Origin of the sequence: Sphingosinicella sp. (assembly GCF_052388015.1) — a bacterium.
In the GTDB taxonomy this organism is placed as follows: Bacteria; Pseudomonadota; Alphaproteobacteria; order Sphingomonadales; family Sphingomonadaceae; genus Allosphingosinicella.
The window spans coordinates 1-12763 of sequence record NZ_JBQTIN010000020.1 but is presented as its reverse complement, the minus strand read 5'-3'; the positions used below and the strand labels follow the sequence as shown (position 1 = coordinate 12763).

Sequence of the window (12763 nt, the reverse complement as noted above, 5' to 3'; positions counted from 1 at the left end):
CAGGCCCGAAACGGCGAGCCGGGCCCACTTCGGGATGAAGGATGGCGGCGCCGCGACGCTCGACATTTCGTTCATCGCGAGTTCCGCCGCGCCGGCCGATCCTGCCTGCGAAGGAGAAAGGCCATGCGTATCAAGCTTGTACTGGCCGTCGGCGCCGGCCTGGTCGCCGGCACGGCCCAAGCGGAGAGCCAGTCGTCGAACACGAGCTCAAACAGCTCGTCCAACAATGGTGTCGTTCGCGAGCGGATCGTCGATACCTATTGCGACAACGGCTATTGTGAACGCACCGTCCAGCGGCGGGTCTATCGCGACGATCGCCGCCGCTGGCATCGCGACCGCCAGCGCCGCCGTTATCGTGATCGCTTCAACGACGATTGAGGTCGTTGTCGCGGCGCGCCGTCGCTAACGGGCCGCCATCCTCGGGCCGATCCAGTCGTCCATCGTTCCCGTGTCCTGCACCTGGTAGGGCAGGCCGCGGCTGTTCAAATACATGCGCTGCATCTCGGTCCGATTGAACGGCCGTGAGCCGAGGCGCCCGAAAACGGCGATCTGGCCGCCGGTCTCGTCCACCGCGCGGTCGCGGTCGAGGCCCTTCGACATCGCCAGCGCAGGCGAGGGGGTGCGGGCCCAGGCGATCAATTGCGGCACCGGCCTTGGGCTGAAGCCGTAGAAGGCGCGCTGACTTTCCGGCGAGGTGAGCTGGAGCACCCTGACGCCGTTCCGCCCGTCGGCGACATAAGCGAAGAGCGAGGCGTTGGTCGAAGCCACGGTCACGTCTTGCGTGTCCGGCGTCTGGCCGTTCCACACCGCCGCGCGATTTTCGTCGGTCACTCGCCAGAAGATCGAGGGCTGGGTCGGCCGGGTGATGTTGACGATCACGAGACCGTCGGCGCCAGCGGCGACATAGGCGTAGGTGCGGGCGAGATAGACGCGGCGGGCGTCGGCGAGCGGCACGGTCGCGCCCGCCACCGCGGTGGGGGTTTCCATATTGGTGACGTCGAACAATTGCAGGCCGTCGGCGCTGGTCACCCACAGGTAGCGGAACTGGAGCGCCGAGGCGCGGCCGTCGTTGAGCGGCACCGTCGTCACCAGCCGCGGCTGCAGCGGGTTGTCGAGATCGACGACGACCAGCCCGGCATTGGCGATGACATAAGCGTAATGGCCGGCGAGGGTGACGTGCCTGGCGCCGGCGAGCACCCCGTTCTCGTTCCAGGTCACGGCGCGGCGGAGGAAATTGTTCCTGGGCTCGCCGTCCGCCATCGTGTTGACGTTGACGAGGTACATGCCCTCCTCGGAATCGGTCACCACCGCATAATTGTAGATCGCATGGAAGCGCTGCTCCTGATTCTCCTCGAGCAGGCTGACCGTCGAGCCGTCGGGCTGCGGCCGGGCGGTGTTCGCCATCGCATCGTTGCGGTCGGGCCGGATCGGCTGGTTGGTCGGCAGCGCCACGCAGGTCGCGTTGCGCGAGCTCACCCGCGTGTCGTGGCCGAGTGGAGAGAAGGGCCCGGTCAGGATGCGCTCGGAGAGGCCCTTGTTGCCGATCGAGGCGATGTCGTAGACCATGAATCCGCCGCGGCCCTGGGCCAGGAACATATATTCGCCGCGCGCCTGCAAGCAGCGGACCGCGTCCGGCGTGCCCTGGACGATGTTCGCGAACTCCTCGAGCGGCCGCGTCTCGCCGGTAAAGCCGCGGTCGAAGGTCCGGCCGCGCGTCCAGTTGATCAGCTCGCGCCGGTTCTGGTTGACGTGCATCCGGTAATAATCGGGATAAGCGAAGCGGTGGAGGTAGGAGCCGATCACCGCCTGCGGCTCGTCCCATTCGGTGACGCGCGTCGCCTGGAAGCCGGACTGCATGCCGGTCCAGGCGTGCATGCCGACAAAGTTCACGAAATTGGTGCCGTGCAGCAGCAGCTGCGCCATGATCGCATTGTTGTCGTTCGCCTGAGCGACATGGCAGTCGGTGCAGGTCTTCGTCTCCGTCCGCCGCACGGTGTGCGGGAAGTGCGGCGCGAAGGCCTGGCTCGAAAAGCCCGAGGCGGCGATCGGCGGTTGCTGGACGTAGATTCGTTCGCGGCTGACGTTGGTCGATGAGAGGACGAGCGCCGAGGTCGAGCGGATCGGCGCGATGATATTGTCCTTGGTCGTCTGGTGACGGCCGAGCTGGAACATGTCGTCGCGCGCGACCTGCGGGTTGTAGGTCGCGAAGTTGCGCGTTTCCTCGCCCTCATAATGGTGGATCGAAGTGCGGTTGTTGGCCTCGATCGGCAGGTGGCAGCCGGCGCAGCTCGTCGTCCAGCTGAGGTGGCAGGTGAAACAGGCCATCTCATTGTCGGGATGGGCGAGCTCGTTCTGCGGCACGCCGGCGCCGAACACGTAGCGGCCGGTCTCCGCGCCGGTGCGCGACATCAATTTGGCCCGCGCCGAGCGGATGTTGAAGCAGGGCCCCGGCGTCGCCTGGTCGCCCCGCGCTTCGCAGGGCGGCAGGCTGGCATCGGTGCTGTCGCGGACCTGGCTCACCTCCCATTCGAGGTTCGGATCGACGATCGAGCGCTGGATCAGGACGCGCCGGCCGTCCCGCTCGATCCATTCGAAGCGGCGGCGGCCGTCCTCGTTGCGGATCAGCTCCAGATTGGTGCCGTTGGGCGGCGCGGCCGGCCCCGAGGTGCGCAGGTTCGCATAGGCCTGTGACGAGCCGTGGCAGTCGCGGCAGCCGATCTCGATCGCGTTCGCCACCTCGCCATAGATGAAGCCGTTGCCGTGTGAGTCCTGCGCGAAATGGCAGTCGGCGCATTGCAGGCCGCGCTCGGCGTGGATGTCCATCATATGGACCGATCGGCCGGGATTGACGCCCACGGGCACGAACAGCCCCTCGCCCTCGCGGCGGAAGGTGTCGGGATCGTCCGGCGGGATGGGCTGTCCTTCCGCGTCGACCAGATTGCCCTCGCGGTCGCGGCGCAGGATGGCGCGGAAGTTCCAGCCATGGCCGTGATAGTCGGCGAACTGGGTGTGGCGGGCGAGCGGGTTCACCCGGTCATAGACCTCGCGCAGGAACTCGGGATCGGCCCACAGGCCGCGCACCGCCGCGCCCTCCGGGTTGCGGTCGAGGATGTTGTGCATCTCCTCCTGGCCGACGTAGCGCTGGTTGCGGAAGCGCTGCTCCTCTTCCGCGTTGCGCGCCGGCAGCCGGTTTTCCGGCCCCGGCCACATCAGATCGGCGTCGGACTCATAGTCCCACATCGTGTAGCCGAGATAGGAATTCAGGAAGATGTTCGGCTGGTGCATGTGGCAGATCATGCACTGCGAGGTCGGGATCGCCCGGCTGAAGACGTGGCGGATCGGATGGCCGCGTTCGCGCACGGCGCGGTGGTTGGCGTCGGCGGGAGCGGCGCGGCGCGGCTCGTCTCCGCCGCCCGGTGTTGGCTCTGGTTGAGCGGTCCCCTCGGTCGCCGGCGCCTGAGTATTGCCGCCCGCCGCCGCTTCGCCGCCCGTAGAGCCATGGCCTTCGCGGTCGGTGAGGCGGGAGATGGTGGGGTCGATCGTGCCGGTCTGGCCGTCGCGGCCGAAGCGGGCATAGGTCAGGCTGTGCCTGGGCTCGCGGTCGTTGGCGTAGACGACATGGCAGCCGGCGCAGCCGGAATGGCGATAGTCGCCTGGCTGGTCGTTGGTGCCCATGAACCACATGAAGGGATCGTTGAGCCGCGTCTTGTGGACGTTGAGCACCGGGATCGAGACGCGAAGGCCGGTGCCGGGGCCGCGATTGGACTGGCGGATGTCGGGCCGGCCCGGCTCTTCGAGCCGCTGGATGATCCCGGTCGGGTTGGGCAGGCCGACCTCGGCGAACTGGGTGTTGATGTTGCGGCCGCCGCGCTCGAAGACACGGAAGACGTCGCCCGGTGGCACCACATGCCAGGTTGGCAGCGGATAGAGCTCGGCGAGCACGCCGCGCGCGCGTTGCGCCTCGCTCAGCGCGGCGCCGACCGGAGACTGGATGCGGGCCGGCTCGCCGTCCCGGGTATAAGCCTCGCCCAGCAGATAGTTTTTGAACGGCAGGATGCCGTTATTGTAGGATGCGCCGCCCCACAGCATCGCGCCGGTCGCCATCAGCGAGCGCTCGGCCGCCTCGATGATCTCGATATGGCAGGCGCCGCAGGAATCGCGCACCGCGCGATAGTCGGACGGGTTGATGAAGCGCACATATTCCGGCGCCTCGATATTGAGCAAAGTATAGGTCCGGCGCGGATTGGCCGACGAGGGATAGTGCCAGGCTATCGGGTAGCGCGGCAGCACATGCGCCCGCTCGCGTGCCCCGACATAGGCCGGATCGGCATGCGATTCCGCCGTCGATCCGGCCGGCGCGGTCACCGTCGGGTTGCCGCCATGGCAATCGGTGCAGCCGAGCACAACCGCCGGCGATCGATGCATTGTGTGCGCGTCGCTCTGGGTGTGGCAGGTTTGGCAACCGGCGCTCTTTTGCTCGGCCTCGCCCCAGTCCTGCGTGCGCGGCGCCGGCGCCGCGCGCACCAGGCTGTAATCGCGCACGATCGGCTTTTCCTTCTCGGCCGCGCCGAGCTGCGACGTGCCGAGCATCGCGCTGCCGACGATCGCTGCGACGATCAGGGTGCGTTTCGCGAAGCTGGCGAGGGTCAGCGCCATCTCAATAGGTCAGGATCGCGTTGAGCAGGACGGAATAATATTGGCGGTCATTCTCCACGTTGGCGAACAGGTCACGGAAACCGTCGCCGGGTTGCAGGATCGCCGCCGAGGCCCGGAAGACAACGTTCTGGACGAAGCTCGGCCGCCAGATCAAAGCCGCCGACACATCCCAGCCGATGTCGCGGCGGATCGGGGTCTGCTGGCGCAGCACCTCCAGCGTGCCGGTGCGGTGAAACCAGAGGTGGTTGACGTTGGCCGACACGCGCACCGCTGGCGTGATGTCGAAATCCGCGCCGACGCCCAGGAGCATTGTGCCCGGATTGACGAAGTTGGACTGGCCCTGATCCTTGGACGAGCGCAAATTGTTGAGGATCCCGTTGCGCTGGTCGAGATTGACCGCGCGGCCACCGCCGGCGAACGGGATGGACTGGCGGATCCAGTAGCTGGTGTCGGCGCCGGCGAAGATCGGGTTCTCGATGATCGCATCGAAGCCGCGCTGGACATTGTCGAACGGGCGGTCGTCGCCGCTCGCGAACAGGGCCGCGCCGCGCAGGCGAACCCAGTTCGCGTCGTAGGAAGGCTCGACGGCGGCGAAAAAGCCTTCGATCCGGGCCCGTTGGCCGGTGAAGATGTTGTTCCGGTCCGATCCGAAGACGCCATAAGCGGAGGCGGAGATGTTCACGCGGCCGATGCGACCGTCCGCGTTGTAGCCGATGTAGAAGGCGTCGTAATTGCGATTCTGGAGGTTGCCGATCAGCGCCGGACGGACCGGGAAGCCGTTATCGTCGACCTCGATATCGTTCCGCTCGCGGTTGATGTTCCAGGTCAGGCTCAATTCGCTGGTCAGGCCGACAAGCGGGAAATCCTGGCGATAGACGTTGGCGTGCAACACCCAGTCGCGCCGCGGCGTCTGGAGGATATTGTTGAGGCCGGAATTGGTGTCCTTCTCGAGCCGCCAGATCGCGGCGAGATTGAACTGCCAGCGATTGTTGTCGCGATTGCCGAACAGCCGGATGCCGAGGTTCGAATCCTGGAACAGGAAGCCGCGGAAATCGAGGTTGAACGGCTGGATGCCGACCCGGATCGAGTAGAAATCGTAGCGATAGGAGGTGTTCCTGATGTGATAATCGACGAACGCCTCCTGAACGCCGAACGCATAATCGAACCGGTCCGAGCCTTCGGTCGGCTGCACGTCGAGCACGCGCCGTTCCGGCACGTCGACATAACTGGCCTGGACGGCGAAGATCGCGCGCCACTCCCAATCGGGCGGCATATAGGCGGTGGAGCCCTGGATCAGCGAGGCGCCGAAGATGAAGGTCTGGGCCAGGACCAGGCTGTCATTGCGGCCGAAGACGCCAAGGCTGTCCGGCCGGTCGGTATTCTGCTCGCCGCCCGGGATCGGGAAGCTGCGCTGCTCGACGACGGTGTCCGAGATCGCGCTGGCGGCGAGGAACCAATTCGGGCTGTTGAGGAAACGCGGCGTGAGGCAGCGTGGGATGCCCGCCTCTCGCCGGCGCGCCTGTTCCTCGTCCGTGTTGACGCAGAGCGGCCGGTCGCCCTTCAGCGTGTTCTGGTTATAGGGGTCCCACCAGCGCTCGCGGACGATGCCCAGCGACTGGATCAGCCGCCAGCGGTCCGGGATCGGAATATGGTCGGCCGGGAACGCCTCGGGCGGCGGCGAACGGATCGCGCCGGGGTTCACCTGGTTGACCGGGTCCTCCAGCTCGCGCTGGATGTCGGGCCGGCGGCGGCCCTCGATCAGCTCCTGCTCGACCGGCGTCGGCGGCGGCTCGGTCCGTTCGTTAACCGGCGGCCCGGGCGGGCCCTGCGCAGTCGCGGCCGGCGGATCATCGAGGGCGGCGAACTGGATGGGCGCGGCCGGCGGCGGTGCGGCGATCGCCTGGCCGGTGCTCGTCACGAGCGAGACGAGGATGGCCGCGACGCTCATTTTCCGTCGCACACATTCTGGTCTTGCGTCCCGACGAACGGCGCGAACGGGCAGCGGATGTAGCGCAGGTTCGACGATCCCTGCTGCAGCGGCACGTTGATCCGGTCGGACCGGATCGCGACCGGCGCGTTGCCGATCGCCCCGCCCAGCCGGATGCCGGCATTGTGCAGACCCAGGAACGCGATCATGTCGCTTTGGTCGTTGCCGTCGCCCGACGCGGCGATCGCGCCGACCAGCACGCCGTTGCGATAGATGGGCACCCCGCCGGCGAACAGGGTGATGCCGTTGTTGATCCGGTTGCGCCCCGTTGCCGGCACGATGGCCGATCCGGGTCCGGTGCAGCGCTGCGGCACGTCAGGAACGGTGAGCGTCGGGTCGAGGATGAAGCCGATATGATCGAGGATGTCCTGCTCGATCAGCCGTGCCTGGAGGCCGGTGTTGAAGATGCTGAACTGCTCGATTGGCACCGAGAGAGCGCCCGGCGGCTGGCCGAGCTGGCCGTCCGGGAACCAGGGCCGGGCGATGTTGCCGATCGCGCGCAGCGAAAAAGCGGTCTGTCCGGTCAGCGCCGCCGGGTCGCCCAGGAAGGTGCGAACCGCGGCGACATAATTGCCGGAGCGCGGATTGGCCGCGAGATAGGCGCCCGCGGTCGGGCTCGAGAAGAAGACCGTGGTGCGCGCCTTTTGCGGCACCGCGTCGATCGCGTCGGGCAGCGCGTCCGGTCCGCGCACCAGGCCCAGGATCTGGCCATTGGTGTCGACCACCGCGATTGTGTTCTGGGCGCGGGCTTCGGGCTCTCCGTTCCGCTCGATGCGCAGCTGGGCGCGCGCTTGCCGCTGGACGAGGAAAGCCTCCTCCAGCATTGCGCGCACCTCGGCCGCAGTCAGCGCATTGACGCCGTCCGTGCCGGGGATCGGCGGGAAACGGTTGTTGCCCAGGCCGTCGCTCACCACCCAAAGCTCGGGGATGGTGTATTCCAGCGCCGTCGCCGGACGGACGCCCGATGCCTCGGTGCCGTAGATCGTGCCGGCAAGGACGCCGCCGCCGGCCGCATAATAGCCGCGCACGCTGACCAGATTGCCGATGGTGCCGTTGATCGCCACGAAGGGCTGGATCGTGGTGCTGCGGAAGTCGGCCGGCGTCGCGTCCGAATAGCGCAGCAGGAAGCCGTCGATCGTCACCCGATCGGCGCGGATCTCAGCCGGCGGCTCGAAGCCGCGCGTGGCGGCGAGGGCGATGACCTCTTCGACGTTGCGATCATTGTCCCGATATTCGGTGTCGAAACCGTAGACGCCGTCGCCGACCACCGCGACCGCGCCCACCACCGTGCCGTTGCGGTAGAGCGGGAAGGAGCCGGGATCGGCGCCTGCGCCGAGCGGGCCGCGATGGGTTCCGGCGCGGTTCGGGAATTGCGACGAGACGTCCGAGCAGGGCAGCTGGCTGAACTGCACGCTGAACAGGGGGCCGCTCTCCAGGCCGCGGGTGGCGGCGGACGGCGGCAGCGTCTCCTGCAGGATGTCGTTGGCGGTCCGGGTCGAGAAGGCCGCGCCGACCGACGAGAAATAGGATGAGGTCAGCGCCTTCGAGATGCCGCCGGCAAGCGCCGCCGGGGCGGGCAGAGTCAGATTCTGCAGGGCGCTGTTCACGCCGTTCGGTGCCGGCGGCGTCCGCAGCGTGAGGTTCGCGCCGTTCATCGCGAAGACGGCCAGCACGTTGCCGACCCGATCGATGACGACGAAGCCCGAGGGCTGGTTCTGCGCCTGCGCCTCCGCGACGCCGTTGGCGATGATCTGCTGGACGTCGGCGACGCTGAGCCCGACCAGCTGCGGCGTCTGGAAGACGGGCGTCGCGGCGGACGGCGGCGGTGTCTGTTGCTCCGGTTGCGGCCCCGGACCGCTCCCGCCGCCCCCTCCGCCGCAGGAGGCGGTCAGCAAGGCGGCAATGGCGACAACCGACGTCTTATGTCTCACCTCAGCCTCCGGATCGCCGCGGCCGCCCGGCCGAGGCTCGCCCGGAACTCACCCGGACTGTACGCATTGGGGTCGCGCACGGCGCGATAGGCGATGTTGATGTCGGCGCGGATGCGGGCCGCATTGGCGGCCGGGACCGTGCCGTCGTTGACCAGCGACGAGAGCAGAGTGTCGGTCGCCATTACCGCCTGCACGCTGCCCGCATAATCGGTGAAGCGCGGGCTGATCGCTTCGCTGGTGATCGCGTTGATGATCGCGAAGGTCTGGTCGCGGCCCATCGCGGTCGAAGCGAAGGCGGCAGCCAGCGCCCGCGCGCTTTCGCGCAATCGCGCCGCGGCCGCGACGGCCGAGACGCGGTCGCGCGCGATCGCAAGATGGAAGGCGCGCACGTCGCGGTCGAAGCGCTGGCCGGCGCCCGGCGCGATCACCCGCGCCGCGGCCGAGAGCATGATCATGTTCTCGTCATTGTAGGGCGGCATGCCGGACGGGATCGGTCGCCCCGGGTTCGGCATCGCGGTCGGGACGAAATTGGTGTCGTCGCTGATCCGCCGGTGGCAGCTGTGGCAGTCGAAGAAATAGAATTCGGGGAACATGCCCTCGATGCCGCGCGACGGCGAGGCGAACAGGGTCAGCGAGCGCTCCAGAGCCATCGTCTGGCCGATCGCCCAGGTCTGGAGCGCGTTGCTCTGGCCCTTGCGCTGGCGGTAGTCGTCGTCGTCCTGGTGATGCGCCTGGAGCGTGGTGAACAGGTCCAGCTCGAACGAGATGCGCGGATGGCCGGCGGCCATGATCCGGTGGGTGACGAAGCGGTTCTGCTCGGCGCTGCCGAAATGGCAGTCGAGGCAGATGCCGGCCCGGACGCGCGGATTTTCGAGCGGGACGAGGCCGCGCGACACGTTGTTCGCATGGGTGCCGCCGACCGCATAATGGCTCGACAGCCAGCCGGAAGCCGGGCCGTGGCAGGATTCGCAGCCGACACCGTCGGTGGTGAGGAAGCGCGTGCCGCGCTGTCCGGGCGGAGTCGCGTGGCAGCCGAGGCATTCGGGCGCGGTCGACGCCTGGCCGATGCCGAGCCGCTGCGCGATGATCTGGCTGCGCGGATCGCGCAAGATCGCATAAGCGCGGCTATGCGCGCCGGCCGGGGATGCCGGATCCTGCCAGATCATCAATTCGTCCTGGCGGACGACGGGGCCGTCGGCCTCGCTGCGGCCGTGGCAGGTCGTGCCGCCGCAGGTGGCGACGCCGACATAGGTCGGGCTGTTCTGCTGGGCGATGGCAGGTGAACCGAGCGGTCGGAAAAGGACGAGCAGGAGAGCGGCCATGAAGCCTGTCGCACCCAGCCCGGCGGCGATGTAGCGTCTGCCCCCCATCTGCCCTCCATGCCGCCCCTTTGCGCACCCGGGCGGCCCTCAAGACCGGCCGAAAGCATGGCTGAAAGCGGTCCGGCTGGCAACAGGCAAAGGTCGCCGAAAAGCCCGGTTTGCCGCCGGTCGTTGCACGGCTGCGACGGCGCCGGGTGACAGGGCGATCAATCCCCGATAGGCTCGGACGATCGAGGGGGCAGGCCGGACGCATGCCGGTGGGCTCCGTCGCCAGCGTCCACCGCCCGCCGGAGCCCGAGATGACCAAAGCATCAGACCTGTTCGTTCAGTGCCTGGAGGAAGAGGGCGTCGAATATATTTTCGGCGTTCCGGGCGAGGAAAATCTCGACATGCTCGATTCGCTGAGCCGGTCGAAGCAGATCCGGCTCATCCTCACCCGCCACGAGCAGGGCGCGGGCTTCATGGCGGCGACCTATGGCCGCCACACCGGCAAGACCGGCGTGTGCATGGCGACGCTCGGGCCGGGCGCGACCAATTTCGTCACGGCGGCCGCTTATGCGCAATTGGGCGGGATGCCGATCCTGATGGTGACCGGGCAGAAGCCGATCAAGAAATCGAAGCAGGGCCGCTTCCAGATTCTCGACGTCGTCGCGATGATGGACCCGATCACCAAATATACCCACCAGCTCGCCAGCGCCGACAATATCCCGAGCCGCATCCGCGAGGCATTCCGGCTCGCGGAGGAGGAGAAGCCGGGGGCGACGCACCTTGAATTCCCCGAGGATGTCGCCGACGAGCAGACGGATTCGAAGCCGATCAAGCGCAGCATCGCGCGCCGGCCCACCGCAGAATCGAAGGCGGTGCGGGCGGCCGTCGAGAAGCTGGAGAAGGCGAAGGCGCCGGTGCTCGTCATCGGCGCCGGCGCCAACCGCAAGCTGACCGGCCGGATGCTACTCCAGTTCATCGAGAAGACCGGCACCCCCTTCGTCACCACCCAGCTCGGCAAAGGCGTGATCGACGAGACGAACCCGAAGTTCCTCGGCTGCGCGGCGCTGTCGGCGAACGATTTCGTCCACAAGGCGATCGAGGCGGCGGACCTGATCGTCAATGTCGGCCATGACGTGATCGAGAAGCCGCCCTTCTTCATGAAGCAGGGCGGCACCGAAGTGATCCACGTCTCGACCCGCTCGGCCGAGGTCGATCCGGTCTATTTCCCGCAGATCGAGGTGATCGGCGACATCGCCAACGCTGTCTGGCAGATGAAGGAGGACATCGTCCCCTCCGGCCGCTGGAACTTCGACAGGATGATGGCGGCGCGGGCGGCCGAGCTGAAGCACAGCGCCACGCTCGCCGGGGACAGTCGCTTCCCGATCCTGCCCTCCTGTCTGGTCAGGGAAGTGCGCGCTGCGATGCCGGCGGACGGCATCATTTGCCTGGACAATGGCGTCTACAAGATCTGGTTCGCCCGCAATTATCCGGCGCGCCAGCCGAACACCGTGCTGCTCGACAATGCGCTGGCGACGATGGGCGCCGGCCTGCCCTCGGCGATGGCTTCGGCGATGGTCTATCCCGACCGCAAGGTGATGGCGATTTGCGGCGACGGCGGCTTCATGATGAACAGCCAGGAGATGGAGACCGCGGTCCGGCTCGGCCTCAATATCACCGTCCTGATCCTGCGCGACGACAGCTACGGCATGATCCGCTGGAAGCAGGCGAATATGGGCTTCAAGGATTGGGGCCTCACCTTCAACAACCCCGATTTCGTCAAATATGCCGAGAGCTATGGCGCCAACGGCCACCGCGTCGACAGCGCCGACGATCTGCCGCGCCTGCTGCGGTACACGCTCGACACGCCGGGCGTGCACCTGATCGACTGCCCGATCGACTATGCTGACAACGACCGGATATTGAACAACGAGATCAAGGAGTTGAGCGCGAAGCTATGACTGGCGCGACGGACGCGATCCTGCGCCGCTTCGAGACGCCCGACGAGGTGCGCACGTTTCCCAAGGGCAAGTTCGAGCTGGTCCGGATCGGCGGCATGACGATCGGCCGGGCGACCTATTTGCCCGGCTGGAAATGGTCGGAGGATGTCGGCGCGGCGATGGGCCTGGCGCGCTGCAACGTCGAGCATGTCGGACTGGTCGTCTCCGGCTGCGCGACGGCGGCGATGGAGGACGGCGTCGTCCATGAGATGCGCGCCGGCGACCTGTTCTACATCCCGCCCGGCCCGCCGGGGCACGACAGCTGGGTGGTGGGCGACGAGCCCTATGTCTCGCTGCACTTCATGGGCGCGGACGATTATGCGGCCAAGGGAGCCGAATGATGGTGAAGCTCAAGCAGGTCTATCCGCTCTATCTCAACAACAAGGCGGAGCAGCCGAACACGGACCTCGAGGTCACCGACAAATATACCGGCGAGGTCGCCTTCCGCTGCGCGCAGGCCGATGCGGCGACGATCGACAAGGGCATCCAGGGCGCGGTCGAGGCGGCCGAGCCGATGGCGCGGATGGCCAGCTACGAGCGGCAGGCGGTGCTCCAGCATTGCGTCGACCGCTTCAAGGAACGGTATGACGAGCTCGCTTACGCGCTCTGCGTCGAGGCGGGGAAGCCGATCAAGGACAGCGAGGGCGAGGTCACAAGGCTGATCGACACGTTCCGGATCGCCGCCGAGGAGAGCGTGCGGATGACCGGCGAGGTCCAGCCGCTCGACATCTCGCCGCGCGCCAAAGGCTATCAGGGCATCTGGAAGCGGGTGCCGATCGGGCCGTGCAGCTTCATCTCGCCGTTCAATTTTCCGTTGAATCTTGCCGCCCACAAGATCGCGCCGGCGCTCGCCGTCGGCTGCCCGTTCGTGATGAAGCCGGC

At 67.3% G+C, this 12763-nt stretch carries 8 protein-coding genes; 4 read left to right on the top strand and 4 right to left on the bottom strand.

All coding sequences use genetic code 11. The features are described 5' to 3' along the window. The first annotated feature begins 123 nt into the window (after window positions 1-123). A complete protein-coding gene (locus ACT4N3_RS01280; protein ID WP_444853393.1) occupies window positions 124-378 on the top strand; it encodes a hypothetical protein in 255 nt (84 codons plus the stop codon). 24 nt (window positions 379-402) lie between these two features. Here the strand turns inward: ACT4N3_RS01280 and ACT4N3_RS01275 are convergent, their stop codons facing one another. The 4 genes from ACT4N3_RS01275 to ACT4N3_RS01260 are packed head-to-tail and all read right to left on the bottom strand — an operon-like array spanning window position 403 to window position 9944. Continuing rightward, window positions 403-4656, bottom strand: coding sequence for a hypothetical protein (locus tag ACT4N3_RS01275; protein ID WP_444853392.1), 4254 nt, complete (start codon window positions 4654-4656; stop codon window positions 403-405). A gap of 1 nt (window position 4657) precedes the next feature. After that, a complete protein-coding gene (locus ACT4N3_RS01270) occupies window positions 4658-6604 on the bottom strand; it encodes a hypothetical protein (protein WP_444853391.1) in 1947 nt (648 codons plus the stop codon). Beyond that, window positions 6601-8574, bottom strand: coding sequence for a heme-binding protein (locus ACT4N3_RS01265; RefSeq protein WP_444853390.1), 1974 nt, complete (start codon window positions 8572-8574; stop codon window positions 6601-6603). The genes ACT4N3_RS01270 and ACT4N3_RS01265 overlap by 4 nt, the downstream gene beginning before the upstream one ends. Then, entirely contained in the window at window positions 8571-9944 is a 1374-nt protein-coding gene (locus tag ACT4N3_RS01260; RefSeq protein WP_444853389.1) for a multiheme c-type cytochrome, read from the bottom strand. Before ACT4N3_RS01260 ends, ACT4N3_RS01265 begins: the two co-directional genes overlap by 4 nt. Window positions 9945-10195: 251 nt before the next feature. Here ACT4N3_RS01260 and ACT4N3_RS01255 point away from each other — a divergent pair, with 251 nt between their 5' ends. The 3 genes from ACT4N3_RS01255 to ACT4N3_RS01245 form a co-directional block, all read left to right on the top strand. Next, window positions 10196-11842 (top strand): acetolactate synthase large subunit, encoded by a 1647-nt coding sequence (locus ACT4N3_RS01255; protein ID WP_444853388.1) that lies wholly within the window; start codon window positions 10196-10198, stop codon window positions 11840-11842. Then, window positions 11839-12222 carry a cupin domain-containing protein gene (locus ACT4N3_RS01250; protein ID WP_444853387.1) on the top strand — a complete coding sequence of 128 codons (384 nt, stop codon included), beginning with the start codon at window positions 11839-11841 and terminating at the stop codon, window positions 12220-12222. Before ACT4N3_RS01255 ends, ACT4N3_RS01250 begins: the two co-directional genes overlap by 4 nt. After that, window positions 12222-12763, top strand: a 542-nt coding sequence (locus ACT4N3_RS01245; protein WP_444853386.1) for an aldehyde dehydrogenase family protein, incomplete at its 3' end; no start/stop codon positions are given. The genes ACT4N3_RS01250 and ACT4N3_RS01245, both read left to right, overlap by 1 nt.

Excerpts from the sequence above, each read along its gene's own strand:
- ACT4N3_RS01250 (WP_444853387.1), top strand. The coding sequence starts at position 11,839 with ATGACTGGCGCGACGGACGCGATCCTGCGCCGCTTCGAGACGCCCGAC.
- ACT4N3_RS01270 (WP_444853391.1), bottom strand. The coding sequence starts at position 6,604 with ATGAGCGTCGCGGCCATCCTCGTCTCGCTCGTGACGAGCACCGGCCAG.
- ACT4N3_RS01260 (WP_444853389.1), bottom strand. The coding sequence starts at position 9,944 with ATGGGGGGCAGACGCTACATCGCCGCCGGGCTGGGTGCGACAGGCTTC.
- ACT4N3_RS01255 (WP_444853388.1), top strand. The coding sequence starts at position 10,196 with ATGACCAAAGCATCAGACCTGTTCGTTCAGTGCCTGGAGGAAGAGGGC.
- ACT4N3_RS01280 (WP_444853393.1), top strand. The coding sequence starts at position 124 with ATGCGTATCAAGCTTGTACTGGCCGTCGGCGCCGGCCTGGTCGCCGGC.
- ACT4N3_RS01275 (WP_444853392.1), bottom strand. The coding sequence starts at position 4,656 with ATGGCGCTGACCCTCGCCAGCTTCGCGAAACGCACCCTGATCGTCGCA.